The organism is Nostocoides sp. F2B08 (genome assembly GCF_009184895.1).
In the GTDB taxonomy this organism is placed as follows: domain Bacteria; phylum Actinomycetota; class Actinomycetes; order Actinomycetales; family Dermatophilaceae; genus F2B08.
Window position 1 is genome coordinate 266,361 of sequence record NZ_WESE01000004.1, and the last position, 25,244, is coordinate 291,604.

21 protein-coding genes are annotated in these 25,244 nt (G+C 71.2%); 12 read left to right on the forward strand and 9 right to left on the reverse strand.

What is annotated here, in order from left to right; translation table 11 throughout:
* Window positions 1-5: 5 nt before the first annotated feature.
* Window positions 6-1,286, reverse strand: coding sequence for a serine--tRNA ligase (gene serS, locus GA707_RS11120; protein ID WP_152178500.1), 1,281 nt, complete (start codon window positions 1,284-1,286; stop codon window positions 6-8).
* Between the two features lie 211 nt (window positions 1,287-1,497).
* On the opposite strand from serS, the gene GA707_RS11125 reads away from it, so the two are divergent.
* The 4 genes from GA707_RS11125 to GA707_RS11140 all read left to right on the forward strand — a co-directional run bounded on the left by GA707_RS11125 (window position 1,498) and on the right by GA707_RS11140 (window position 5,529).
* Window positions 1,498-2,622, forward strand: a complete 1,125-nt coding sequence (locus GA707_RS11125) for a hypothetical protein (RefSeq protein ID WP_152178501.1) — start codon at window positions 1,498-1,500, stop codon at window positions 2,620-2,622.
* A gap of 3 nt (window positions 2,623-2,625) precedes the next feature.
* Window positions 2,626-3,537 carry an N-acetyltransferase gene (locus GA707_RS11130; RefSeq protein WP_152178502.1) on the forward strand — a complete coding sequence of 304 codons (912 nt, stop codon included), beginning with the start codon at window positions 2,626-2,628 and terminating at the stop codon, window positions 3,535-3,537.
* An 84-nt stretch (window positions 3,538-3,621) separates the two neighbouring features.
* Window positions 3,622-4,464, forward strand: coding sequence for a patatin-like phospholipase family protein (locus tag GA707_RS11135; RefSeq protein WP_152178503.1), 843 nt, complete (start codon window positions 3,622-3,624; stop codon window positions 4,462-4,464).
* A gap of 6 nt (window positions 4,465-4,470) precedes the next feature.
* Window positions 4,471-5,529, forward strand: coding sequence for a lysophospholipid acyltransferase family protein (locus GA707_RS11140; RefSeq protein ID WP_152178504.1), 1,059 nt, complete (start codon window positions 4,471-4,473; stop codon window positions 5,527-5,529).
* A gap of 99 nt (window positions 5,530-5,628) precedes the next feature.
* Here GA707_RS11140 and pheA read toward each other — a convergent pair whose 3' ends face one another.
* Together pheA and GA707_RS11150 are read right to left on the reverse strand one after the other, a co-directional pair.
* Window positions 5,629-6,573 (reverse strand): prephenate dehydratase, encoded by a 945-nt coding sequence (pheA, locus tag GA707_RS11145; protein ID WP_152178505.1) that lies wholly within the window; start codon window positions 6,571-6,573, stop codon window positions 5,629-5,631.
* A complete protein-coding gene (locus GA707_RS11150) occupies window positions 6,570-6,989 on the reverse strand; it encodes a DUF4446 family protein (RefSeq protein WP_152178506.1) in 420 nt (139 codons plus the stop codon). The genes pheA and GA707_RS11150 overlap by 4 nt, the downstream gene beginning before the upstream one ends.
* 155 nt (window positions 6,990-7,144) lie before the next feature.
* On the opposite strand from GA707_RS11150, the gene GA707_RS11155 reads away from it, so the two are divergent.
* Window positions 7,145-8,980, forward strand: coding sequence for a long-chain fatty acid--CoA ligase (locus GA707_RS11155; RefSeq protein ID WP_226963723.1), 1,836 nt, complete (start codon window positions 7,145-7,147; stop codon window positions 8,978-8,980).
* 219 nt (window positions 8,981-9,199) lie between these two features.
* Window positions 9,200-10,216 carry a TIGR00341 family protein gene (locus tag GA707_RS11160; RefSeq protein ID WP_152178507.1) on the forward strand — a complete coding sequence of 339 codons (1,017 nt, stop codon included), beginning with the start codon at window positions 9,200-9,202 and terminating at the stop codon, window positions 10,214-10,216.
* 6 nt (window positions 10,217-10,222) lie between these two features.
* Here the strand turns inward: GA707_RS11160 and GA707_RS11165 are convergent, their stop codons facing one another.
* The gene (locus GA707_RS11165) at window positions 10,223-11,521 is read right to left on the reverse strand and encodes a glycosyltransferase 87 family protein (protein ID WP_152178508.1); all 1,299 of its coding nucleotides are present in this window, start codon (window positions 11,519-11,521) and stop codon (window positions 10,223-10,225) included.
* Between the two features lie 39 nt (window positions 11,522-11,560).
* Here GA707_RS11165 and GA707_RS20840 point away from each other — a divergent pair, with 39 nt between their 5' ends.
* On the forward strand, window positions 11,561-13,918 hold the full coding sequence (locus tag GA707_RS20840) for a hypothetical protein (protein WP_193315291.1): 2,358 nt from the start codon (window positions 11,561-11,563) through the stop codon (window positions 13,916-13,918).
* 1,363 nt (window positions 13,919-15,281) lie between these two features.
* Here GA707_RS20840 and GA707_RS11175 read toward each other — a convergent pair.
* Window positions 15,282-16,094, reverse strand: a complete 813-nt coding sequence (locus GA707_RS11175) for a glycosyltransferase (protein WP_152178510.1) — start codon at window positions 16,092-16,094, stop codon at window positions 15,282-15,284.
* 8 nt (window positions 16,095-16,102) lie between these two features.
* On the reverse strand, window positions 16,103-16,999 hold the full coding sequence (locus GA707_RS11180; RefSeq protein WP_152178511.1) for a DUF5926 family protein: 897 nt from the start codon (window positions 16,997-16,999) through the stop codon (window positions 16,103-16,105).
* A 159-nt stretch (window positions 17,000-17,158) separates the two neighbouring features.
* Between GA707_RS11180 and GA707_RS11185 the strand changes: the two genes are divergently transcribed.
* On the forward strand, window positions 17,159-17,635 hold the full coding sequence (locus GA707_RS11185) for an ATP-binding protein (RefSeq protein WP_226963724.1): 477 nt from the start codon (window positions 17,159-17,161) through the stop codon (window positions 17,633-17,635).
* Here the strand turns inward: GA707_RS11185 and GA707_RS11190 are convergent.
* A complete protein-coding gene (locus tag GA707_RS11190; protein ID WP_152178512.1) occupies window positions 17,516-18,832 on the reverse strand; it encodes an AI-2E family transporter in 1,317 nt (438 codons plus the stop codon). The genes GA707_RS11185 and GA707_RS11190 overlap by 120 nt on opposite strands.
* Before the next feature lie 177 nt (window positions 18,833-19,009).
* Between GA707_RS11190 and GA707_RS21800 the strand changes: the two genes are divergently transcribed.
* Window positions 19,010-20,365: a DUF4389 domain-containing protein gene (locus tag GA707_RS21800; protein WP_152178513.1), complete on the forward strand. Its 1,356-nt coding sequence runs from the start codon at window positions 19,010-19,012 to the stop codon at window positions 20,363-20,365.
* Window positions 20,366-20,422: 57 nt separating this feature from the next.
* Here GA707_RS21800 and GA707_RS11200 read toward each other — a convergent pair whose 3' ends face one another.
* On the reverse strand, window positions 20,423-21,859 hold the full coding sequence (locus GA707_RS11200) for a glycoside-pentoside-hexuronide (GPH):cation symporter (protein ID WP_152178514.1): 1,437 nt from the start codon (window positions 21,857-21,859) through the stop codon (window positions 20,423-20,425).
* A 229-nt stretch (window positions 21,860-22,088) separates the two neighbouring features.
* Between GA707_RS11200 and GA707_RS11205 the strand changes: the two genes are divergently transcribed.
* Together GA707_RS11205 and GA707_RS11210 are read left to right on the forward strand one after the other, a co-directional pair.
* A complete protein-coding gene (locus GA707_RS11205) occupies window positions 22,089-23,597 on the forward strand; it encodes a M28 family metallopeptidase (protein ID WP_152178515.1) in 1,509 nt (502 codons plus the stop codon).
* 92 nt (window positions 23,598-23,689) lie between these two features.
* Window positions 23,690-24,316 carry a class I SAM-dependent methyltransferase gene (locus GA707_RS11210; RefSeq protein ID WP_152178516.1) on the forward strand — a complete coding sequence of 209 codons (627 nt, stop codon included), beginning with the start codon at window positions 23,690-23,692 and terminating at the stop codon, window positions 24,314-24,316.
* 119 nt (window positions 24,317-24,435) lie between these two features.
* On the opposite strand, the gene GA707_RS20845 is transcribed toward GA707_RS11210, so the two are convergent.
* Entirely contained in the window at window positions 24,436-24,612 is a 177-nt protein-coding gene (locus GA707_RS20845) for a hypothetical protein (RefSeq protein ID WP_193315292.1), read from the reverse strand.
* Between the two features lie 167 nt (window positions 24,613-24,779).
* On the opposite strand from GA707_RS20845, the gene trxA reads away from it, so the two are divergent.
* Entirely contained in the window at window positions 24,780-25,142 is a 363-nt protein-coding gene (trxA, locus tag GA707_RS11215) for a thioredoxin (RefSeq protein ID WP_152178517.1), read from the forward strand.
* The last annotated feature ends 102 nt before the right edge of the window (window positions 25,143-25,244 follow it).

Consider the following 25,244-nt stretch of genomic DNA (forward strand, 5'->3'; position numbering starts at 1 on the left):
CGCCGTCAGGACCGGGGCGTGAGTACGTCGAGACCCACGGCCTCGCGCAGCGCCTCCGGGACGACGACCGAGCCATTCGCCCGCTGGTGGTTCTCGAGGATGGCGACGAGCCAGCGCGTCGTCGCGAGCGTGCCGTTGAGGGTGGCCGCGACCTCGTTGGCCCCACCCTCGGCGGAGGTCCGCTTGAACCGCGTGCCGAGCCGGCGGGCCTGGAAGGTCGTGCAGTTCGACGTCGACGTGAGCTCCCGGTGCCGATCCTGGGTCGGGATCCATGCCTCGCAGTCGAACTTGCGCGCGGCCGGACCGCCGAGGTCGCCGGCGGCCGTGTCGATGATGCGGTACGGCACCTCGATCGTCGCGAGCATGTCCTTCTCGAGCTGCAGCAGCCGGTCGTGCTCGGCCGCGGCGTCCTCGGGACGGCAGTACACGAACATCTCGATCTTGTTGAACTGGTGCACCCGGATGATGCCGCGGGTGTCCTTGCCGTAGCTGCCGGCCTCGCGCCGGTAGCAGGTGGACTGACCGGCGTAGCGGATCGGCCCGTTCGAGAGGTCGATGACCTCGTCCGCGTGGTAGCCGGCCAGCGCCACCTCGCTCGTGCCGGTGAGGAACAGGTCGTCGGAGGGCAGGTGGTAGACCTCATCGAGGTGGTTGTCGATGAAGCCCGCGCCGGCCATGGTCGTGCGGTTGACCAGGGTGGGGGTGATCATCGGCGTGAATCCGGCCGCAAGGGCCCGGCGCATGGCGAGGTGCAGCAGACCCATCTCGAGGCGGGCGCCCTGGCCCTTGAGGAAGTAGAACCGAGCCCCGGCGACCTTGGCGCCGCGGGCCATGTCGATCGCGTCGAGCCCCTCGGCGAGCTGCAGGTGGTCCTTCGGCTCGAAGCCCTCGGCCGCGAAGTCGCGCGGGGTGCCGATCTCCTCGCGCACGACGTAGTCGTCCTCGCCACCGCTCGGGACGCCGTCGATGATGACGTTGCCGATCCGCAGCATGAGGCTGTCGAGCTCGCCCTGTGCCTCGTCCGCGGCGGCCTGCAGCGCCTTGACCTGGGCCGCCAGGTCCTTGGTCCGGGCGAGCAGCGCCTGCTTCTCCTCGCCCTGGGCGCGCGCGACGTCCTTGCCGAGGGACTTCTGCTCGGCGCGCAGCCGCTCGAAGGAGCTCAGCGAGCCACGCCGGCGCCGGTCGGCCGCGAGGACGGCGTCGACGATCCCCTCGTCCTCGCCGCGGGCGCGTTGGCTGGCACGCACCACCTCGGGGTTCTCGCGGAGCAGCTTGATGTCGATCACCCGCGCAAGTCTAGTGAGCGGGTATGCGGTGCTCGCCCCACGCATACCGGCCGTCCGGGCGACTCCCCGCGACGGACGGTTCGGCGTCGGCCACGGGCGTCGATAGCCACCGCTGCGCCGTCCGTCGCGGGTGGAAGGCCGGGGCTCCGATGGATAGGAGGCGACCTCGGCGTTGCCGGAGAGCGCGCTCGCGCTGGTATAGGTTGACCGCGTGACGGACACGGAGACGATGTGGCTCATCGTCGCGGGGGTGGTCGGCCTCGCGGTGATCGCGTTCGTCACGTACCTCGTCGTGAGGACGACTCGGGACCGTCCGAAGGGCCCGGGGCGGCATCGTGCCCCGAACAAGAAGCGCCCGCACCGCGACACCTTCCGGACCGAGGAGCCCGAACCCGAGCCCCTGAAGCGCGCCGCGATCATCGCCCAGGGCGCCGGCCCCGAGCTGCGCGCGGAGCTGACATCGCTGTCGATCGCGACCGGCTGGGACGAGCCCCTCTGGCTCGCCGCCGAGGACGTCCACTCTGCGGCGGCCGTGGCCCGCGAGGCCCTGGCCGCCTCGGTCGACGTCGTCGGCGTCCGAGGCGACTCCGCCGTCGCCCGGGGCGTCGTCACGGTCCTGGCCGGCACCGAGACCCCGGTCGCCTTCCTGCCGGCGCCCGACGAGGGGGCGCCCGCTCATACCGACGCCCCGTCGGACCCGACCGACTCGCCCGCCGTCGCCGCTCCTCCACCCGGGGGACGCCTCGCTCTGCCCTCCGCCGGCATCGCGGCGGCGATGACGACCGCCCTCACCGGACAGAACTCGCGCATCGACATCGGCCGGGCCACGATCGCCGCGGCCCCGCCCGACGATGGGTCCGCGGGAACGGAGGGCGGACCGGGCGCTGAGCCGCGGGCCCAGCATCTCGTCTTCCTCAGCTCGCTCGTCATCGGCGACGTCGTGGCCGACGACGAGCCAGCGCTGCGGACGCGCACCGTCGCGCGCAGCCTCGTCAAGGGGACCTCCTTCACCGCCACCGTCAAACCCGACGACGAGGAGGCGATCACCCGCCCCTCGCGCTCCCTCGCGTTCTCGACGCGCGCCGACGGCTCCGCCGTCCTCGACGGGTACCTGCACGCCAGCCAGTCCTTCAAGGGCTGGACCGGGGTGGCCCGGGCGATGATGCGCAAGTCCTCGCGGGCGACCCCGCTGCTCGTGCCCATGAAGTCGGTCGCGTTCACCGTGACGCTCGACAAGCCGGCCCGGTTGACCGTCGACGGCCGCGACGTCGGAGAGTGCCATCCCGGCGAGTCGACGATCTCGGTCGACCCGCTCGCCCTCGTCGTGCGGCGCTGACCGGTGCTCGTCGCGGCGCCATCGCCCGAGCAGGTCGACCGGGCCCTCGGTCTCATCGTCGACCGGCAGGCCGCACCCGTGACCGCCTGCGCCTACCTCGGCACGACACCGGACGGCATCCGGGCCGAGCTCGACGACATCGAGATCCCATGGCGCGAGACGCTGCGAGTGGCGGTCGACGACAGTGCCGACGTGGTCGGCGCCGTGCTCGTGGACTGGGACGAGGAGACCGGCCGCAGCTGGGTCCACGGTCCCTGGACCCGCGACGAGGCGATGTGGGACGAGGTCGCCGACGCGCTCCTCGACGCGGCCGTCACGCTGACCCCGGCGACCGTGCAGGACCACGAGGTCTCCGCCGCCCCGGAACACGAGCGGCTGGCCGAGCTCGCCACCTCGCGCGGCTGGATCGCGAGCGAGGTCAACTACGTCTACGTCGCCCGGTCCGCCGATGGATGGCCGGATGCGCCCGCGACGGTCCGTCCCGCTGTCGACGGCGACCTCGAGGCGGTCACGGTGATCCACGAGGAGGCCTTCCCGGGGACCTACGCGACGGCGCGCCGCCTGCTCTCCGACCCCGAACGGGTCACCCTCGTCCTCACCGAGCTCACCGAGCTCGCCGACAGTGGCCGTTCCACCGGCGGTGCCGGCTGGGTCCTGGGCTACGCCTCCGCCGAGATCCAGGCCGACGGCGACGGCTACCTCGACTTCATCGCGCTCTCCCCCGGGGCCCGCGGCCGGGGTCTGGGCGCGGGACTGCTGAGCGCCATCGGTCGGGCGGTCCTCGCCGCCTCCCCCAACGGGTGCGTCAATCTGACCGTCAAGGAGTCCAACGCTCCCGCCGTCCGGCTCTACGAGCGTTTCGGGTATGCGCGGGAGGCCGAGCTCGTCGGATACCGGTCCCGGCCGACGGACTGAACAGACGGGCCGAGCAGACGGGCCGAGCAGACGGACCGACCGACGACACGGCGACCACAGTCACCCGGCCGTACGCTTGCACCCGTGACCACGCGAGCCGCCACCCGGACGGCCTTCGTCCTCGGCGGCGGCGGCGTCCTCGGCGCCGCCCAGGTCGGCATGCTGCGGGCGCTGCTCGACAGGGGCGTGCGCCCCGATCTCGTCCTCGGCACGAGCATCGGGTCGGTCAACGGTGCGTTCGTCGCCGCCGACCCGACCCCGGCCGCCGCCGACCGGCTCGCGCAGATCTGGCGCACCGTCCGCGAGGAGGGCGACTTCCTCGAGAACCCCTTCAAGCAGGCCGCCCGCGCGGCGAAGTACCGCACGCACTTCATGTCGACCAGACCGCTGCGCCGACTGATCGACGAGCGGCTCGGAGTGGAGCGCATCGAGGACCTCACCGTGCCGTTCCAGTGCGTGGCCGCCCATATCGAGTCGAGCAAGGCGCGCTGGTTCACCTCCGGGCCGATCACGCCCGCGATCCTCGCCTCGTGCGCCGTGCCCGGCATGTTCCGGCCGGTCGAGATCGACGGCCAGCACTTCCTCGACGGAGGGCTCGTGCACTCGATCCCCGTCGGCCGGGCTCTCGAGCTCGGCGCGACCGACATCTACGTGCTCCAGGTCGGCCGCGTCGAGCAGTCCCTCCAGGTGCCGACCAAGCCGTGGGAGGTCGCCGCGGTCGCCTTCGAGATCGCCCGCCGGCACCGCTACCACGAGGAGCTCGACACCGTCCCCGACGACGTCACCCTGCACGTACTCCCGAGCGGCGCGTCCTCCACGCCGGCCATCTCGCTGACCCAGGGAATGGGTAGCCGCATCGAGGAGAGGGCGGAGCAGGCGTATGCGGCGAGCACCGCATACCTGGACAGTCACCTGAGCAGAGGCTGAGGCGAGATGGTCATCCCTCCCCCACCGCTCTGGGCGCGCCGTCTGGTGCAGGTCATCTGGCTGCCGCTCGTGGCGCTGATCACCGCGCTGTCGGTGCCGTTCTTCGTCCTCGGGGTGCTGCTGTGGCCGATCGACCGCAGGTTCCGGTTCGTGCGCGTGCTCGCGATGCTCGTCGTGTTCCTCTGGCTCGACGCGGGTCTGGTGACCGGGTGCTTCTACATCTGGCTGCGGCACCTGCGCCAGGGCGACTACCACGAACGGGGTGAGTCCTGGCGACGCGAGCACGAGAAGCTCCTGCTCGACGCACTCGACGGGATCATGGAGCACTCGCAGCGATGGGTGGGTCTGCGGGTCGAGCTCGAGGAGCCGGTCGACTTCGGCAGTGAGCGGGCGCCGCTGCTCGTTTTCGCGCGGCACGCCGGACCCGGTGACTCGCTCGTGTTGGCCTGGCTGCTGGCCGCCTACGCCGGGCGGCTGCCGCGCGTGGTGCTCAAGGACTTCCTGCGGTGGGACCCGGGGATCGGCGCCGTGCTGTACCGGGTGCGCTCGTACTTCGTGCCGTCGCGCTCAGGCGCCGGCGACGACCGGACGAAGCCGATCCGGGAGATGGCGGAGACGCTGGAGCTGATGGACGCGATGCTGCTGTTTCCCGAGGGCGGCAACTGGACGCGGGGACGCTGGCAGGCCAACATCACCCGGTTCCGAGAGAGCGGTCAGGAGGAGCGCGCCGCGCAGGCCGAGTCGTGGGTGCACGTGCTGCCACCCCGATCCGGCGGCGTCGTCGCCGCCATGTCGGCCCGGCCCGATGCGGACGTCATGATCGTCGCGCACACAGGGCTCGAGTGGCTCCTCACGCCGTGGCAGATCTTCAAGGCCATCCCCCTGCACGACCACCCCTTTCTCATCCGGGCCTGGACCTTCGGCCCCGACGAGCGACCGAGCGATCCGGAGGCGATCGAGGACTGGATCGACGAGCAGTGGGAGGTCGTCAACGAATGGGTGGGCAGCCACCGCGAGTTCAGCCCGCGCCACCGTGACTCGAGCCGTGGCCAAGCGACGCAATAGGAACGCCATGGCCGGTCAGAACCGACACGAGTGCAGCGCGTCGGCCGGCTGGTCCTGGCGGCTCGGCACACCATCGCGCGCGGCCCTGGAGCCGCCCGGTCAGCCCGCAGCGGGCGGCGTGCGCAGTGCGTCGAGCCAGGCGCGCGCCTCATGGAAGGCGTCGTCGCTGATGTCGGGCGACACGCGCACCTCCACCTCGTCCGCCCGAGGATATGAGCCGAGGAACCGCACCCCCAGGCACACCCGCTTCAGGCCGACGAGTGCCTCACCCACTCGTTCGTCGAGGACGTGCCCCTCGAAGTCGACCGAGAAGCAGTAGGAACCCATCGACTGCCCCGTCGGACGGGACTCGAGGCGGGTCATGTTGATCCCCCGCACCGCGAACTGCTCGAGCAGCTCGAGCAATGCCCCCGGCCGGTCGTGGTGCTGGAACAGGACGACGGTCGTCTTGTCGGCGCCGGTGCGCGCCGGCAGCGCTCCGGGCGGCGCGACGAGGACGAACCGCGTGACCGCGTGCTTCAGGTCGCCGATGTCGTCGGCGAGGATCTCGAGCCCGTTGTTCGTCGCGGCGACGGGAGCGCAGACGGCCGCCTCGAAGGTGACCTCCGGGTCCACGGCGAGCGACTGTGCCGCCGCCGCCGTCGACAGGGCGGGCACATAGACCGCCTCAGGCAGCCGCTCGGCGACGAACCCGCGCACCTGGGCCCAGGCATGCGGATGGGTTCCGACCCGACGCACCTCCTCCAGTCTCACCCCGGGACGGGCGGCGAGGACGAAGGTGATCGGCACGAGCACCTCGCCGACGACGACGAGCGGATCGCCGTGCGCGAGGGCGTCGAGCGTCGCGCTCACGCCGCCCTCGACGGAGTTCTCGATGGGGACCATCGCCGCCGCGATCTCGCCCCGCCGCAGCGCCTCGAGCGCGGCGTCGACCGAGCCGAACGGTCGCTGGTGCGCACCCTCGGGGAGCCCCCACTGCTCGAGCGCCATCTGGGTGAACGTGCCTGCCGGTCCGAGATAGCCGTAGGTCGTCGGATCGCTCATGCGCCGGCCCTTCCGGTGCGTGCCGCCGCGAGAGCCTGCTGCTCCTCGGGCGTCAGGGTGGTGTCGCTCCGACCGGAGACGAGTCCCTTGGCATAGGTGCGCGACTCGCCGCGGGCGTGGATCGCGGAGATGACGACGCCGTCGCCGGCGTCGTCGACGAGGGCCGCGCTGAACGACAGCCGCCCGCCCATGTCGCCGAAGGCGTCGTAGCGGACGACCGCCACGTGACGCAGCGCCGCTGCGATCTCGGCACGCAGCGCGGCCACGTCGGCCTCCCCCGCGGGCCGGTGCGCCTCGAGCCGCCGAACCCGGGTCTGGAGCCGCAGACCCCACACCGCGACCGCGACGAGCAGCAGGAGCGGCAGGACACCGAGGACGACCAGCAGCGCCGCCTCGCCCCCATTCATGCCGAACATGGCACCACCCTATTGACGTCCGTGCCCACGCTGTATGCGGTGCTCACCCGCCGAGCGCGCCCAGCGGCACGGACAGGACGGACCGGGTCGGCGCCGATGAACGTAGGGTGGGAACCGACGAGGGCCGACGTGCCCTCCGGAAAGAGGCGAACGTCATGGCCATGACGTCGATGGGTTCGACCGACACGGGCGCCTACGCCGAGCCGGCGCGCTCGCTGGCGCAGATGTTCTACGACAGGGTTGCGCAGACTCCACGCGGCGAGGCGTTCCGATTCCCCACCGGCGACGGGTGGAGCTCGGTGACCTGGGCCCAGACCATGGAGATCACCAGGACGTTGGCGGCCGGACTGCTGGAGCTCGGAATCCAGCCCGAGCAACGGGTGGCCATCGCCTCGGGCACCCGCATCGAGTGGCTCTACGCCGACCTGGCGATCATGTGCGCCGGCGCGGCGACCACGGCCGTCTACCCGTCGACCGATGTCGCCGACGTCGCCTTCATCCTCTCCGACAGCGGGACACGCATCGTCTTCGCCGAGGACGACGCGCAGATCGCCAAGCTGCGCGCCCAGCGCGAGCACCTCCCCGATGTCATCCGTGTCATCACCTTCGACGGCGAGGCCGATGGCGACTGGGTGATCGGCATGGCCGACCTCGAGGCGTTGGGGGCGCGGCACCTCGCAGAGACCCCGTCGTCGGTCGATGATGCCGTGGCCGCCGTGCGGCCCGATCACCTCGCCACGCTGATCTACACGTCGGGGACGACCGGGCGCCCCAAGGGGGTGGAGCTGCCCCACCGCTGCTGGACCTATCTCGGCGCCGGTGCGGAGGCCATCGGGATCCTGCGACCGGACGACCTTCAGTACCTGTGGCTGCCCCTGTCGCACTCGTTCGGCAAGATGCTCGCAGCCGTGCAGCTCCAGGTCGGCTTCCCGACAGCCGTCGATGGCCGCATCGACAGGATCGTCGACAACCTCGCGGTCGTGCGACCGACCATCATGGCCGGACCGCCACGGATCTTCGAGAAGATCCACGGCCGCATCGTCCAGACGATGGCGGAGACCGGGGGCATCCGGTCCAGGCTGTTCACCTGGGGCTTCCGCGTGGGTGAGCAGGTCGTCGCGGCGCGCGCCGAGGGCAGGCCGCTCGGCCGGATCCTCGGTCTACAGTTCGCCATCGCCGACCGCCTCGTTCTCGCCAAGATCCGGGACCGCCTCGGTGGACGGATGCGGTTCATGATCTCGGGGAGCGCCGCCCTATCGCCCGACATCGCTGCCTGGTTCCGGACGGCAGGTCTGACCCTGATCGAGGGATACGCCCTGACCGAGACGGGCGGCGGTGCCTGCGTCGGCGACCCGGAGCACCCGGTCCCGGGAGTCGTCGGACCTCCGCTCGTCGGATCGGAGCTGCGCATCGCCGACGACGGCGAGATCCTGCTCCGCGGCCCACACGTCATGCGCGGGTACCACAACCTGCCAGAGGAGACCGCTCGGGTGCTCAGCCCTGACGGCTGGTTCGCCACCGGTGACATCGGCGAGCTGGATGCGCAGGGGAGGCTGCGGGTCACGGACCGCAAGAAGGATCTCATCAAGACCTCTGGTGGCAAGTACCTCGCCCCACAGCCGATAGAGGCCCAGCTCAAGGCGCTGTGCCCGCTCGCGAGCCAGGTTCTCGTGCACGCCGAACGGCGCAACTACGCAACGGCGCTCATCGCCCTCGACGTCGACGCCCTGCCGCAGTGGGGCCGAGCCCGGGGTCTGGACGTCGGCGACTTCGCCGAGCTGACCGCGAACCCGGAGGTCCGCGCTTACGTGGGGACCTGCGTCGCGCAGCTCAACGACCAGCTGAACCGGTGGGAGACCATCAAGGACTTCCGGATCCTCGACCACGACCTCACGGTCGAGGGCGACGAGCTGACGCCGAGCCTGAAGCTCAAGCGCAAGGTGCTCGAAGAGCGGTACGCCACCCTCCTCGACTCCATGTACACCGGGTAGGGCCCGGACGTCACGGTCTGTCCGGTCCTCGCGGTCGTGCGGCACTCCGCGTCGGCAGCCACAGGATCCGGAAGACCAGCACGGCACCGACCACGTGGAACCGTTTCATTGCCGTCCCGAGCGCCGGTTCACCGTGCCATGATTGGCCCCCGGCTGAGCCTCACGCGGCCCCTCACGAGGAGCGACAGCCACAGGGAGAGACGGCCCCAAGGAGGGACCATGGTGACGACGATTCGCGAGCGAGTGCTGCCAGAGCGTCAACGGCGCACGCTGGAGGAGCTGACCGAGGACCTCGATCTGCGGTCGGGCGACCACGCGTCGAAGCAGTCGGCGTTCTGGTCGATGCTGGTCCTGTCCGGCATCATCGCCACGGCCGGCGTCCTGGCCGACTCCACGGCGACCGTCATCGGGGCGATGATCATCGCCCCCCTCTCGACGCCGATCATGGGCATCGCCCTGGGGATGGTCAAACGGGAGCGGCTGAGGGCCGGCCGGTTCGTCCTGGCGGGCGCACTCGTCGTCGTCGCGATCGGTGTCGGGGTGGCGCTGATCATGCCCGGCTCGATCGACGTGACCGGGAACTCGCAGATCGCCGGGCGCACCTCGCCGACTCTCCTCGATGTCATCGCGGCGATCGCGACAGGAGTCGCCGGGGCCGTCGCCCTCGCGCGGCGCGATGTGGCCGCCGTTCTGCCCGGTGTGGCCATTGCCATCTCACTCGTGCCCCCACTCGCCGTCGTGGGGATCTGCCTCGGCGCCGGAGCGACCGGGCACGCGCTCGGAGCGCTCCTCCTGTTCCTGTCGAACCTCGTGGCGCTGGTCCTCGCCGGAACCCTGATCTTCGCGGCGCTCGGCTACTCCGACGAGGCGGCCCGGCTGTCCCGGAAGGTCGGCGCACGCAGGCAGTCCGCGTTCGTGCTCTGGACCGTGGCGGTGCTCGTGCTGATGCCGTTGGCCGCCAACTCCGTCCTCGTGGCAGGCATCCACATCTGGACCGAGCGCGCCCGCGCCGTGGCCGAGGACTGGGTGTCGGGGCAACCAGGCACCGCGGTCCAGGATGTGGAGTTCGTCGGCGGCGCCCTGCGCATCGATGTGCGCACTCCCGGTGAGCTGCCATCGACCACGGATCTGCTGAGCGCTCTCGAGGGCGAGATTCCCGACGGTGTGCCGATCGTCGTGGACACCACCTTCGGCGACGAGATCGAGGTCGGCGCCGTCGGCCAGGATCCAGGCTGACGCACCTCAGGTCGCCGACCGCCCAGGTGCCTCGGCAACGCCGACCACGGCAGCACCACCCCCGTCATCATCGCCGTCGTCGGCAACGCGCCGTGCCTCGTCGTCCCTCGCGAGCAACCAGAGGATCCCCAGCACGAGCAGCGCACCCACCACGTCGGCGTTCTGCATGAACCGACCGAAGAGCGACACCGGCCGGTCCTGCGCGAGCCACGTGATGCCCCACCACGGCAGCCGCATGAGGAACCACGCCATGATGCCGAGCGCCGCATAGGCGCGCCAGCGCGGTCGGGGCGGCCAGGCGCCCAGCACGGCGAGGACGACGACGACGACCCAGTGGAAGTGGTGGATCCACGCGACCGGCGAGAGCAGCACCGCGAGCATCCCGACCGCGGCGACCTCGCCGACCGAGTCGCCACGCCGCCACAGCTCGCGCGCGACGAGGAACCCGGCCACCCCGACGGCGACCACGAGCGCGACCCACAGCACCGTCCCCGCCGTCCCGTCCGGGCCGTGTCGCAGCAGCACCCCGCGCAGCGACTGGTTCGACGTGCCGGAGTTCGGCCCGAGCCGCGTCGGGTCGGTCAGTGCACCGGTCCAGAAGGTCCACGAGGCCCGCGGCAGCAGCACGGCCGTGACCAGCGTGACGAACCCGGCGGTGACCACCGCCGTCGCCGCCTCCCGCCAGCGTCGGCAGACGACGTAATGGACGATGAACACCCCCGGCGTGAGCTTGACGGCGGTCGCGAGCCCGACGAGCATCCCGGGCGGCAGCGACCGCAGGATCCGCGGCCGGGGTCGGCGGAGATCGGCCAGGCACGCGAGGACGAGAAAGGCGTTGACCTGCCCGAAGCGGATGCCGTCCGCGACAGGATGCAGCCACAGCATCGGCACCGTCAGGGCGGCGATGATCACCGGCCGCCAGGTCGCGGCCCGTTCGGATACATGCCACGGCAGCAGGCGGTATGCGGCGAGCCAGACGATCCCGAACGTCGCCGCGACCTGGGCGACCGTCCACAGCCATCCGGCGACCTCGAACGGGACCATGCCGAGCGGCGCGGAGAGGATCGCCGCGAAGGGCGGGTAGGTGAACGGCAGCAGCTGCGGGGGTTCGGTGAGCGTGGCGTAGATGTCGGTGCCGGCCAGCATCGAGAGGGCCGCCTGCCGGTAGACCTCCACGTCGACCTGCCACTGGTCCTCCGGCCAGAACACCAGGTAGCGCAGCACCGGGGGCAGCGCACCGAGCACGAGGATGAGGACCGCAAGACCCCACACCGGTATGCGGTGGGGAGCCCGGCCGGAAGTCACGCCGCCATTGTGTCGTAGTCACCCCCGTAGGCTGGTGGGGTGACTCTCGCCCCGGTCCGCCGCCTGCTCGCCCTCCTGGGCGTGCTGTTCGGGGCGCTCCTCCTGCTGCCCTCGCAAGCGGCCCAGGCGGCACCGTCCTCCACTCATACGGCGCTGCCGGGAGTGCAGTCGGCCCAGGCGGACCCGTCGGGAGCGACGGTGCTCGTCGGCACCGGGGGAATCACCTGGTCCGACGTCGACCCCGAGGTCACACCGCGGCTCTGGGAGCTGCTCCGCGACGGGTCGGGCGCGGCGCTGACGGTCCGCTCGGTCAACACCTCGACGTGCCCCGTCGACGCCTGGCTCGGTGTGTCGGCGGGCGAACGTGCCGCCGCGCCGAGCGCCGACGGCAACCCCCGTCGGGCCTCGTGGGAGCCGTGCCCGGAGCCGTCGCCGGTGGTCGACGGCCAGGTCGAGGAGTGGGACGACTACACCGAGGCGGCTGAAGCGCTCCGCTTCAACGCCCAGCTCGGCTCGCTCGGCGACATCGCCGCCGAGCAGGGCGTCTGCATCTCGGCCGTCGGACCGGGTGCCGCCCTGGGCGCCGCCCGCGGTGACGGCAGCGTGGAGCGGACCACCGCATACGATCCCACGGTCCTGCCCGAGGCCCTGACCGACTGTCCGATCACGCTCGTGGACGTCGGCTCGCTGCCGCAGGCGCTCGAGGGCGAGCCGCGCACGGAGGCGCTCGCCGAGCTGGATGCGCGCATCGGCGAGGTCGTCGACGCTGCCCCAGCCGGCGCCAACGTCATCGTCGCGAGCATGGCCGACGACGGCCGCGAGTCGAGGCTGCGGATGGTCGTGGCACGAGGGCCCGACTTCGGAGCGGGCGTCCTGGTCTCGCCGTCGACGCGGCAGCCCGGCCTCGTCGTCAACAACGACCTGACGACGAGCCTGCTCGGGCTGACCGGCCTGGAGATCCCGTCCCGCCTCAACGGCGGAGTCATCTCCAGCGAGTCCGCGGGCGTGAACTCCGAGGAGCTGGCCCAGGAGCGCTGGCAGGAGCTCGTCGACTACGACCTCGCGTCCTTCAAGATCCGCTCTCTCGTCCCACCGTTCTTCCAGGCCTTCGCCTACGGCCAGCTCGTCATCTACCTGCTCGTCCTCCTGGTGTGGAAGGGCAAGCTCGGCAGTCCCGAGACCCGCGGCCGCTGGCTCGACGTGGCCCGGGTCGTCGCCGTGAGCGCGGCGGCGGTCCCGGCGGCGACGTTCCTCGCCAACATCGTCCCGTGGTGGCGGGTGAGCTGGCCGATGGTCGCCATCGTCGCCTCGGTCGCCGCCTGGACCGCGATCATCGCCATCCTCGCGCTGTGCGGGCCGTGGGGACATACCGGACTGGGGCCCGTGGCGGTCGTCTCCGCCGTGACCGTCCTGGTCATCGGGGTGGACGTCATGACCGGCTCCCGCCTCCAGCTGTCCTCACTCATGGGGCTGCAGCCGGCGATCGGCGGGCGGTACTTCGGCATGGGCAACGTGCCGTTCGCGCTGTTCATCACGAGCGCGATCCTCCTCGCGACGGTCGTGGCCAACGTTCTCCTCGTGCGCGGTCGCCGCACGGCTGCGGCCGGGGCAGCCGGCGCGATCCTCGTCGTCGCCCTCATCGTCAACGGCGCACCGATGTGGGGCGCCGACGCGGGTGGCCCGCTGTCGCTCCCGCCGGCCATCGCCTTCCTCGTCCTCACCATCCTCGGCATCAGGCTGACCTGGGGACGGTGGCTGCTGCTCTTCGCCGTGACGGGCCTGCTCTTCCTCAGCGTCGCCTTCCTCGACTCACTGCGGCCGATCGAGAGCCAGAGCCACCTCGGCAGGTTCTTCGAGTCCCTCACGAGCGGGGGCGGCAACGCCTTCGACATCGTCATCCGCAAGGCGCAGCAGAACTGGGACGTCCTCACCGGCAACTACACGCTGACGATGCTCGTGCCGTTCGCGCTCGCCTTCGTCATCTACGTCCTCGCACGGGAGACGTCCTGGGGCTCACGGGCGCTGCAGCGCTCCTTCGACCGCTACCCGGCGCTCCGTCCGGGCCTGCTCACCCTGCTCGTGGCTCTGACGATCGGATTCTTCGTCAACGACTCCGGCGTCGCCATCCCGGCTGTCGGTGCGACGATCGCCGTTCCCCTCCTGATCGCCATCAATGTCCACGTGCTCCGGCAGGGCCGGCTCACCCGGGACGAGCGCCCCGATCCCGATCCGGACCCCGATCGGGGCGGTGCCGCTGCGGCTCAGGATCCCGCTGCGGACCACCCCACGCAGGAGGGCCTTCCCGCGGGCGCCGGAGCCGCGTCCCCAGCAGCGCCACAGCCAGCCACGCGAGCAGAACGGCGTAGGGCGCAACGCCACGACGCACGTCGAGCGTGAGCCGTTCGACCTCGTCGCTCATCGCCACGACCCGGCCGGGCACGTAGGCCAGCGCCATCACCGTGCCCCGCCACAGCGCGAGCAGGTCGAGCGCCGAACGCGCGGCGAGAGTGAGACCCGCCCAGACGAGCACGTCGTACCAGGGCAGGGAGTACGGTGCGGCGAGCACATAGGCGAGCGAGCCGACCACGAGCACTCGGGCGGTGACGCCGGCGCTGGTCCTCGCAAACAGGTCGGTGCTGGCCCGCCACAGCAGCACCGCGAGGACGACGCACACGACGGCGGCCATCCAGACGATGAGTGCCCGGACCCGCTCGTCGTCGACGGGGCCGAGCAGCTCGCTGTCGAGGAGCAGTCGCCACGGGCCGGCCAGGGAGATGTGGCGACGCGCGAGCCGCAGCTGGTTGAGCACGTCCGGCCACCAGACGGCATAGAGCGCCAGGGCCGGGAGCATCCCGAGCCCGAAGAGGAGCGCCCGTCGGGGCAGCTCCCGGCGCTGGGCGAACCACCACCCGATGAGCACAGCGGGCACGATGAGACCGGCCGTGAACTTCACGCCGATCGCCAGCCCGGCGGCCACCCCCGCCCAGATCACCCATCGTCGGTCGCCCGAGGCGGCGATGAGAGCGACGACCACGAGGGCCCCGGCGAGGATGTCGATGTGCGCGCCGAGGACGGCGACCCCGAAGACGATCGGGTTGGCCGTCCACAGCAGGTCGACTCGCCCCGGCACGTCGCTGAGCTGGAGCAGGACGGCCCGGATGAGCAGCCAGCACGCCACGACGACGAGCTGCCAGAGCCACACCACCTGGCGCTGGTTGTCTCCCCCGAGCCAGCCGACGGCGTGCATGACGAGCGTCGCGACGGGCCCGTAGATGCTCACGACGTCCTGGTACGGCGGCTCGGCACCGGCGACGACCGGATCGACGCCGCCCCCGGCGATCCAGGCGTCCGGAGCCACCGCATACGGACTGGAGCCGAGGGCCGAGAGCCGACCGTAGGCGGCGTAGCTCGTGTGGTCGGCCGACCCGAACGGCCGGGTCAGCAGAGCGAGCGCGCCGAGGCCGACGGCCATCGGCCAGGTCCACGTGAGGATGCGCGCGCCGAGCCAGCCGAGCACGACGCCCGCCGCGCCGAGGAGGTATGCGGTGGCCAGGATCGCCGTGACGGTCGCCGAGGTGAGGGTCAGGGGCAGCAGCGTCCCCGGCGCCCAGCCGCGCGGGCCCAGGTCGGGCAGGGCGGCCGACTCGCGCGACAGGCCCACGACGATGAGCAGCCCGAAGGACACGACGAGCAGCGTCGTGCGCCAGACGGCGAACCGGTCGAGCGACCCGTCGACGCGGCGGGCATCGTCGGCCATGGGTCAGCCGCGGGTCCGGAAGACCTTCGCCAGCGCCGACCTCATCCGGTCGGTGGGCACCCGGCGCCATAGCCGGCCGGCGGCCGCGGCGAGGTCCTTGTGTGCCCTGGGCGCCTCCCGGGTTGCGAGCGCGAGCGCGACATCGCGCATCTGGGCGGCCCGATGCGCCTTGCCGCGCCAGTCGGACCCGGTGACCCGGTGGTGGACGTCGCACGGGATCTCGCTGACGGTGAAGCCGGCGCGGAGAACATCGATCGTCATGCCGACCTCGACCCCCCAGCCGCGGGCGAGTGGTGTTGCGGCGTCGAACGCCGGCCGGGTGATGCAGCGCTGGCCGGAGAGCGGCTGGACCGCCTCGTAGCCGGTGGTCGCCCGGATGCCGCGCTGGGCGAGCCGGACCACCCGGCCGCGTCCGCCGCCGGGGGTGTGCTGGCGCGGCAGGTTCGCGATCGTCAGGTCCGCCTGGCCGAGCATGACGGGCGGGACCAGCGGGGCCAGGCCGGCGGCGCTGCCCTCGAGGTCGGCGTCGACGAAGAGCAGCGCCCGGCCCACCTCGCGACCGTCCGTCACGTCCTCCTGGGCCACTCGCCGGGCACCGGTGCCCATCGCAGCGGCCTTACCGCGGTTCTGCGGGTGTCGCACGACGACCGCTCCGGCCGCCGTCGCGATCTCGGCGGTGCCGTCGGTACTGCCGTCGTCGACGACGACGACGATCTCGACGCCCTGCACACCCTGGATGGACGCGATGGTCGCGGCGATGCGGTCGGCCTCGTCCTTGGCCGGGATGACGGCCGCGACGCCGTTGCTGCTCGTCATTGGCCCGCCTAGCGCAGGGTGACCTGGCGGCTGAGCAGTCCGGACTTGGCGCGTCGCTCGTCCGCGGTGAGGCTGTCGGTCGACGCGACCGCGCTTGCATAGCGACCACGCCAGGCCTCGAGCGCTGGCTCGTAGTCCGCCGGTGCCACGTCGGGGTCGAGCTCGACGACCGGGACGAGGAGACCGCAGGCGCGGAAGGCGCCGAGCAACCGGGTGCCCTCGCCGAGGTCGTCCTCGCCGGCGGCGTGCAGCCGCGCGAGGGCGTTGGTGGCGGAGTCCTCACTGTCGGGCACCACGATGCGCACATACGTGCGCTCGCCGATCCGGCACCAGAATGCCGAGTCCTCGCCCATCCGGACGGTCGGGACGGCCGAGGCGTTGGCGCGTTCCAGCGACTCCTTGGCATCGCCGTCCAGCTCGGCCTCCCCCACCCAGAAGTCGAAGCCCTCGTGGACCTCGGCCCGGAACGGCGTGCTCTGGTCCACGACCTCCTGCAGTCGTGGCGTCTCGACCGTCGGCTGCGGGACCGACTGCAGTGCGCTCCCGAGCTCCACCTGTGCGGTGGCGAGCAGCTGGCTGACCAGGTCGCGGGACGGGTCGCCGCTGGCACCTCCGGACTGGGTGCCGATGAGGATCTCACCGGTGTCCCGGTGCAGACCCGCCCAGGCGAGCGGCAGCACCGTTGCCACGGTGGCCTCGGTGACACCCTCTGGTGCCGCGTCGCCCTTCAGTGTGATGCGGCCTGTGGCCGCCGGGAGGATCTCTCGGATCGCCACCCACTCGGTCTCGCCGGCCAGCCCCTCGAACGGGCGGGAGACGAAGGGGACCTGGACGGTCCGCTCACGTCTGGGAGCGGAGGCCCGCGCCTCGTGGCGAGCCTGACGACGTCGAGAAGCCTTACCCATGGCGCACCACTGTACGGCCCACCGGACACGGTGGAGTCGCAGTGTCACGGCCGTGCCGCCGGGAGGTCTCGTCCGAGCCGGGCTGCGGTCCAGGCACTGTCGGCCGGAGCCGCTTTCGCGGGTTCCCGCCCGTCCGCCGTCTCGGGTTACCCTCGCGGGGTGAGTGAGACAGCGGCGAGCAGCGACCCGAACATGGATGTCGACGAGTACGGCGGCATCCCCGGTCAGGGGCTGGTCCGCACCGCCCGCATCCCGTGGGGGGTCGAGGCCGGCGCCGAGGCCCGGCGGGTGGTCGTCACGGACCTCGAGGCACGAGACGTCGCCGAGGACACGATCGACGAGGCCGAGCTCGTCCTCAGCGAGCTCATCGCCAACTCACTGAGGCACGCCAGCCCTCTCGCGGACGGCACGATCAGGGTGCACTGGAAGGCCAAGAACGACGTCGTCGAGCTCGAGGTCTCGGACGGTGGCGGAGAGACCGTGCCGTCGGTGCGCCGGCCGGCTCCCCTGGCCCCGTCAGGTCGTGGGCTTCGGATCGTCCGGAGCATCGCCCATGAGTGGGGCGTCGTCGACGACCGCGGGACCGTCACCGTCTGGGCGGCCATCGGCGGACCCTCCCGCCGCCGCGTCACCTGAGCCGCCCGAGGTCGCGCCCGACGCCGCGCGCTTGCCGGAGCCACGGGCCGGCAACGCGCGGGCACCCAGCGTCCGGGCGTTGCTGAGGACCTCCGTCCATCCCGGACCGCCCGGTGGGTCGCCCACGGGCTCCGTCACGGGGTTGCGCAGGCTCTGGACGACGACCTTGATCATCGCCATGACGGGCACTGCGAACAGCGCGCCCACGATGCCGTAGACGTAGGAGCCGATCGTCACGCCGATGATGACCCCCCACGGATGCAGGTCGACCGCCTTGGACATCAGGAGTGGCTGGAGGACGTTGCCCTCGATCTGCTGAACCAGCAGAACGATGCCGACCATGATGAGAGCCGCGGTGAGACCCTCGCTGAAGCCGGCGATGAGGACGACCAGCGCCCCCGACACGAAGGCGCCCACGACGGGCACGAAGCTCGCGAGGAACACGACGATGGTCAGTGGCAGCACGAGCGGCAGCCCGAGGATGAGCGCTCCGAGGCCGATACCGACCGCGTCCACCGCCGCGACGATGGCCTGGGTCTTGACGTAGGCCCGCACGGACTGGAAGCCGGTGCTGAACGCGCGATCGACGCGATCCTCGAGGGCGCTGGGCAGTAGCGAGATGAACCACAGCCAGATCCGGCGGCCGTCGGCGAGGAAGAAGAAGGCGGTCACCAGAGCCAGACCGGCGGCGACGGTGAAGGTGCCGATGCGCGAGCCGGCCGCGAGTGCGCCGGTGACGATGGAGCCGGAGTTGCCCATGACCCAGTCCTGCGCCTGCTGGAAGTAGTCGCTCAGACCCACCTCGCCCGCGTCGAGGGGGCCGTCGCGCAACCACTCCTGAATGGCCTCGAGGGCGGCGAACACGCTCTCGCGCAGCTCGGCGAAGCCTGAGACGAGCTGCGCGCCGGTGACGTACATGAGCCCGATGAGCCCGCCGAGGAAGGTCACCATCGCCAGACCCGCCGCGGCGTAGTCCTGCGGGATCACTCGGGTGAAGGCTCGTTTCAGCGGCAGCAGCAGTCCCGCGAGCAGGACCGCGAAGGCGATGCCTGTGATCGCCGGGCTCACCGGGTTGAGGATGCGCAGGAGCAGATAGCCGGCGATGCTCAGCACGATGAAGCACAGACCGACCAGCGCGGACACGAGGAGGCCGAAGGGAACCGCCGAGACGACCTGGCGTCCGGAGTGATCACTCATGTCCCCCACCCTAAGCGGGCGAGGTGTGCGCCCGGCCGCTCCGCCAGCCGCTCGGGCGGTGTGACCCAGGTCGTGGTCTGCGGGGCTCCTGCCGGACTACCGTGGAAGACGCGCCTGAGCGCCAGGTCGCCGGCAGGAGCCCGACCGCGCGGCGCACACGACAAGAAGGTGATCGCGATGACCGCTGTCGTCGCCCCCGAGCCGACCCGCGCATACCCGGTTCGTCTCACCGCCACCCCCGAGCCGGACGGTCCGTCGCGCGGACTCTGGCTCGTCAAGTGGCTGCTCGTCATCCCCCACGCCATCGTGCTCGCGTTCCTCTGGCTCGCGTTCGGCGTGCTCACGGTCGTCGCGTTCGTCGCGATCCTCGTGACCGGACGCTACCCGCGGGCGATCTTCGACTTCACGGTCGGTGTCCTGCGCTGGAGCTGGCGGGTCAGCTACTACGCCTACGGCAACCTGGGCACGGACCGCTATCCGCCGTTCTCGCTCCGTTCGGACCCCGACTATCCCGCGGATCTGCACGTGGAGTACCCGGAGCGGCTCTCGCGCGGCCTGGTCCTCGTCAAGAGCTGGCTGCTCGCCATCCCGCACTACCTCATCCTCGGCGCCCTCACGAACACCGGCGCCGTCCAGGCCGTCGACGCCGACGGGACGTGGGTATGGCGCGCACCGGGCCTGTTCGCCGTGCTCGCTGTGATCGCCGGTGTCGCGCTGCTGTTCACCGGCCGGCTGCCACAGGGACTCTACGACCTGCTCCTCGGCCTGAACCGCTGGGCCCTGCGGGTCACCGGGTACGCCGCTTTGATGACCGACGCCTACCCGCCGTTCCGCCTCGACCAGGGCGGGCCGGACGGTCCGGCCGCACCACCCCCGCCCACCCCCGCCGGGTCGAGGTGGACAGCGGGTCCGGTCCTCTCGGTGATCGCGGGCGCGGTCGCGCTCGCCGTCGGCCTCGGGATGGCGACCGGAGCGGCTGCGATGCTCGCCGCCCGGGAGGACGGCTTCGTCACCACCCCCACGATGTCCGTCGAGACGGAGGGGTATGCGGTGGTCACCGACGTCCTGCGCCTCGAGGGCGTCGGGCTCGACGAGGGACTCGGCCAGGTGCGGCTGCGCGCCGAGGCCGACGACGGGCGGGAGATCTTCCTCGGCATCGGCGCGGATGACGACGTGCGCGCCTACCTCGCCGGCGTCGAGCGGAGCGTGGTGCGCGGGCCGTGGCTGCCGGAACGCAGCCTCCCCGGCGGGCCTCCGGCGAGCGCTCCGGAGGACGCGACGTGGCTCGCGAGCTCCTCGGGTCCGGGACGGCAGGAGCTCGTCCTCGAGCCGCAGGAGGGGTCGTGGCTCATCGTCGTCATGCCGACCGACCTCAGCACCGGGCTGGCGGCCGAGGTCGACGCCGGAGCGGAGTTCCCCTGGCTCGAACCTGCGGCGGGTGTCCTGCTCGCACTCGGACTCGGGCTGCTCCTCGTCGGCGCCGGCGTCATCGCGCTCGGTGTCCGCGCTGCGAGTGTCCGGGCCGCCGGCTGACGTTGCTCGGGCCGGCTGACACGTCCGACTCCGACGCCCGACGACAGCAGCGCCCGACTACAGCAGCGCCCGGCGGCCGTCCGCGTCGAGGTCGCCGCGTTCCTCGAGCTCGGCGACGATCCGGGCGTGCAGCGTCTCGTCGATGACGTACTTGCGCCGCCAGACGACGTAGCCGATGGCCACGAGGATCGCCGGCAGGATGACCATCGCCAGGCGCAGGGTCAGCTGGCCCTGGTCGGTCATGTCGGCCTTGGACTCCGCCTCGTTCATGCCCGAGACGATCGCCACGACCCCGACGATCGCGGTGTTGGTCGCGCCGGAGACCTTGTTGATGAACGGCTGCAGCGCGAAGGTCACCGCTCCGTTGCGCTGCCCGAGCCGCCACTGGCCGTACTCGATCGTGTCGGCCTGGAACACGAGCATGAGCAGCATGATCACCGACGCGAGGAAGAACATCACGACGGCGATGGCGCCGAGGACGAGCAGGTTGAGCGGCGCGAGCGCGAAGGCGATGAAGGAGACGACGATGACGACGGTCGCGCCGCGGTACAGCCGGCGTCGTCCGAAGCGGCGCACGAGCGCGGGGAAGGACGCCTGACCGAGCACCTGCCCGATGCCGACGAAGATCACGAACACCGAGAACACCGTCTCGTCCCCGTAGGCGTACTTGAAGAAGTAGAGACCGAACGCTCCGGGCAGGCCGTAGCCGACCATGAAGAGCAGGTATGCGGTGGCCGCCCAGATCAGCTGGTCGTTGCGGAACAGCGCGCGGGCCAGCTCCGGGAGTCCGGTGTGCGCGCCCTCGAGGTCGACGTCGGTGCGCTCGCGGACGCCGAAGATCGTGATGCCCATCGTCAGGACCATGGCGAGGGAGCACCCGATGGCCACGAGCTGCCAGGCCCGCTCGGTGCCCCCGACCGACGCGGCGATGCCGGCGGCCACGACCGGGACCCCCGCGACGACGGTGAACTGCCCGAGGCTGGCGAAGACCTTGGCCGTCGCCGCGTTGCGCTCCCGGTCCTGCGGGTTGAGTGAGAGCGCCGGCAGCAGACCCCAGTAGGAGATGTCGTGCGCAGCCCAGCCGATCCCCCACAGCAGGTTGAGCAGGCTGAAGACGACGACGAACTGCGTTCCCGTCAGGCCGAAGTCGGTGAAGAGCAGGATCGTGAAGACCCCCGACACGAGCCCGCCGAGGGCCATCCACGGCTTGAACTGGCCCCACCGGGTCCGCGTCGAGTCGACGAGGGCGCCGATGACCGGGTCGAGGACCGCGTCGACCAGCCGGACCGTCAGGAGCAGCCCGGTGATCCATGCGAGCGTCCGGTTGTCGACGTCGACGACGTCGGTCAGGTAGAAGATCAGGAAGAACGCGACGAGCGTGTAGGTCATGTCCCGGCCGAGCGTCCCCACCCCGTAGAGCAACCGGTTGCGGCGGCTGGTCTGAGGTCGGACGACGTCGGGGACGTGAGCGGCTGCCGCGGTCGGCTCTGACATCTGCGCGGGTCTTTCGGGAGCGGGTATGCGCGGGTCGCCCCCGCGGCTGGCTGCAGTCTGGCACGGGCGGGCCGGAGCGCGGGGCCGGTTCGCGCATCTCGGATCGGGATCGATGCCCGACCCTCGCGGGCGCCCTCCGGGAACAGCATCGGTCGACAGATGTGATCCAGGTCACTAGATTCGACCCGGACGCATCCCGCGCCCGCTCCACCCACTGAAGGAGTACGTCATGGGGATTCGTCGACTTCGGCCGATTGCGGCACTCGCCGCGACGGCCGGCCTCGTCGCCACCGGCGGTATCGCCGCCTCGACCGCCCTCGCCGCACCACCGTCCTGCGACACGAGAGTGAACAACACGATCGCCAAGCTGCTCGACTGCGTCGAGCTCGAGGGGGTCCGCGAGCACCAGGCCGCGTTCCAGGAGATCGCGGACGCCAACAACGGCATCAGAGTGTCGGGCACAGCCGGCTACGACGAGTCGGTCGACTACGTCGTCGAGCGGCTGGACGCGGCGGGGTGGAACACCACGGTCCAGCCGTTCGACTTCCAGACCTTCATCGAGCTCTCGCCGGCTGTCGTCGAGCGAACGGCCCCTCCCCCGGCCGGACCGGTCGCCGCCACCGCGATGGAGTACTCCGGCAGCGGGGACGTCACCGCGCCAGTGACCTCGCTGCCCGCACCTCCGGTCGACGCGACCCCGGGCTGCGAGGCCGCCGACTTCGCCGGCTTCCCCGCGGGCAACATCGCGCTCATCTCCCGCGGCGCATGCGCATTTGCGCTCAAGGCGACCAACGCGGCCGCCGCCGGCGCAGTCGCTGTGATCATCTACAACAACATCCCTGGAGCGCTCAGCGGCACCCTCGGCAACACCTTCACTCTCGATGTCCCTGTCGTGCAGACCACGCAGTCGATCGGGCAGGAGCTCGCCGCCACACCGGGTCTCACCATGCGCGTGAGGACCGACACCTTCCGTGGCATCGCGACGACGTACAACGTGCTCGCCGAGCTACCCGGCAAGAACACGAACAACGTCGTCATGTCCGGCGCACACCTCGACTCCGTCAACGAGGGCCCCGGGATCAACGACAACGGCAGCGGGTCGGCCGCTCTGATCGAGATCGCCGAGCAGATGGGCAAGGTCAGGCCGCAGAACACCGTGCGGTTCGCGTGGTGGGGCGCCGAGGAGTCCGGTCTCGTCGGGTCCACGTACTACGTCAACAACCTTCCTCAGGCCGAGCTCGACAAGATCGCGGTCTACCTCAACTACGACATGATCGGTTCGCCCAACCACGTGTTCTTCATCTACGACGGCGACGACTCCGACGCGGTCGGCGCGGGTCCGGGACCGGAGGGTTCGGCCCAGATCGAGAAGACCTACGAGGCGTTCTTCACGATGCGCGGTGAGCCGTACAAGGGCACCGACTTCTCCGGCCGCTCCGACTACGGTCCCTTCATCGCGGTCGGCATCCCGTCCGGTGGGCTCTTCACCGGCGCCGAGGGCATCAAGACGCCACAGGAAGCGGCCATCTGGGGCGGCACCGCGGGTGAGCAGTACGACCCCTGCTACCACCTCGCGTGCGACACGTTCGCCAACAACAACAACCACGCGTTGGACGTCAACAGCGACGCGGCCGCCTACGCTGCGCTGCAGTACGCGATGAGCACGAAGCTCATCAACGGCGAGAAGGCCAAGGGCAACTTCCGGCCGCACCCGCACGACCACGAGATGGCGAGCTGACCCCACAACTCTCCACATCGACCGCAGCGCCGGGGCCGCCATCGGCTCCGGCGCTGCAGCATTCCGACGGCGCAGCGGGCAGACTATGACCCGTGGGTTTACGCAGCTGGTGGGAGCATCAGGTCCTCCCGCGGATGGTGGACGTCGCGCTGAGCGAGGCGACCTCGCGGCGGTGGCGGGAGATGGTGGCCGGTCGCGCCGAGGGACGGGTCCTCGAGGTGGGCTTCGGGTCGGGGCACAACCTCGAGCACTACCCGCAGGCTGTGACCGAGGTCCTCGCGGTCGAGCCGATCGACCTGGCCTGGCAGCGCGCCGTCCGGCGGGTCGAGGCCTTCGACCGACCGGTGCGCCGGGTCGGCCTCGACGGAGCCGAGCTCCCCGTTGAGAGCGGTTCGGTCGACACGGTCGTGTCGACGTGGACGATGTGCACGATCCCGCACATCGAGGCGGCGGTGCGCGAGATGCACCGGGTGCTCCGGCCGGACGGCAAGGTGCTCTACGTCGAGCACGTCCTCTCACCGCACGACCGGGCTGGGTCGATCCAGCGTGGCGTCCAGCCCGTGTGGGGCGCGGTCGCCGGCGGCTGCCACCTGGACCGCGACATCGACGCGCTGCTCGAGGCAGGCGGCTTCACGATCACCCCCCTGACGCCGCGACCGGGGTCGGATCGGTTCGAGCTCGTGCCGTTCATCGCCGGCGAGGCGACGCCGGTCGGTTGAGCAGCGGTGGGCCGTGGCCGCCGTTATCGGACCGGACGACCCGGACATAGCCGTGCCCGATCCCGGGAGAGGTGGGATCGGGCACAGCGATTCGGGAGCGCACCCGTGGGTGCGGAGGGTCAGCGGCCGAAGAGCCTGCCCAGGAAGCCGCCGCTGGTCTGGTCGGCGGGGGCGTTCGCGTGTCGGCCGTCGCACCACTGGCCTGCGGGGACGGTGGCCTTGACCTGGCTGACGTGGCTGCCGCAGCCGGCCCAGGTGGTCTTTCCGCAGCTCCGGCACTTCGCGGGTCGGCACATGGTGGGGGTCCTCCTCGGAGGTCGGGATCGATGTCGTGACCCACTATATACCCCCCAGGGTATGTTGGAATAGTCGTCTCCTCGACCCTGTTGCACGAAGGACATCAGCGCGCTCCGCCAGATGGTGTGGCGCTACCGATCCCCCCGACCCCCGAGGAGTTCTTCGTATGGCCACCATGAACCTGACCATGACCGAGTTCGAGCAGACCGTGAAGCAGGACGGCATCGTGCTCGTCGACTTCTGGGCCGAGTGGTGCGGCCCGTGCCGCAACTTCGCACCCGTCTTCGAGAAGGCGAGCGAGGAGCACTCCGACATCACCTTCGCCAAAGTCGACACCGAGGCCGAGCGCGACCTCGCCGGCGCGCTGCAGATCACCTCGATCCCGACCCTTATGGCCTTCCGGGACGGCGTTCTCGTCTTCAACCAGCCGGGCGCCCTGCCGTCGTCGGCGCTGGAGCAGGTCATCGAGGCCGTCGAGGGTCTCGACATGAACGAGGTCCGCGAGCAGATCGCCGCCCAGAGCAGCTGACCCGCGAGGCCGGCGGCCGCAGATCTTCGCGCCCCGCCGCAGATCCGCCCGGCCGCCGCAGCAATTGCTCCGCCACGCGCCCCCACGTCCGTCACGTGGGCG

Excerpts from the sequence above, each read along its gene's own strand:
- GA707_RS11205 (WP_152178515.1), top strand. The coding sequence starts at position 22,089 with ATGGGGATTCGTCGACTTCGGCCGATTGCGGCACTCGCCGCGACGGCC.
- GA707_RS11175 (WP_152178510.1), bottom strand. The coding sequence starts at position 16,094 with ATGACGAGCAGCAACGGCGTCGCGGCCGTCATCCCGGCCAAGGACGAG.
- GA707_RS11160 (WP_152178507.1), top strand. The coding sequence starts at position 9,200 with ATGGTGACGACGATTCGCGAGCGAGTGCTGCCAGAGCGTCAACGGCGC.
- GA707_RS11190 (WP_152178512.1), bottom strand. The coding sequence starts at position 18,832 with ATGAGTGATCACTCCGGACGCCAGGTCGTCTCGGCGGTTCCCTTCGGC.
- GA707_RS11140 (WP_152178504.1), top strand. The coding sequence starts at position 4,471 with ATGGTCATCCCTCCCCCACCGCTCTGGGCGCGCCGTCTGGTGCAGGTC.
- trxA (WP_152178517.1), top strand. The coding sequence starts at position 24,780 with ATGGCCACCATGAACCTGACCATGACCGAGTTCGAGCAGACCGTGAAG.
- GA707_RS20845 (WP_193315292.1), bottom strand. The coding sequence starts at position 24,612 with ATGTGCCGACCCGCGAAGTGCCGGAGCTGCGGAAAGACCACCTGGGCC.
- pheA (WP_152178505.1), bottom strand. The coding sequence starts at position 6,573 with ATGAGCGATCCGACGACCTACGGCTATCTCGGACCGGCAGGCACGTTC.
- GA707_RS11150 (WP_152178506.1), bottom strand. The coding sequence starts at position 6,989 with ATGTTCGGCATGAATGGGGGCGAGGCGGCGCTGCTGGTCGTCCTCGGT.
- GA707_RS11200 (WP_152178514.1), bottom strand. The coding sequence starts at position 21,859 with ATGTCAGAGCCGACCGCGGCAGCCGCTCACGTCCCCGACGTCGTCCGA.
- GA707_RS21800 (WP_152178513.1), top strand. The coding sequence starts at position 19,010 with ATGACCGCTGTCGTCGCCCCCGAGCCGACCCGCGCATACCCGGTTCGT.
- GA707_RS11180 (WP_152178511.1), bottom strand. The coding sequence starts at position 16,999 with ATGGGTAAGGCTTCTCGACGTCGTCAGGCTCGCCACGAGGCGCGGGCC.
- GA707_RS11155 (WP_226963723.1), top strand. The coding sequence starts at position 7,145 with ATGGCCATGACGTCGATGGGTTCGACCGACACGGGCGCCTACGCCGAG.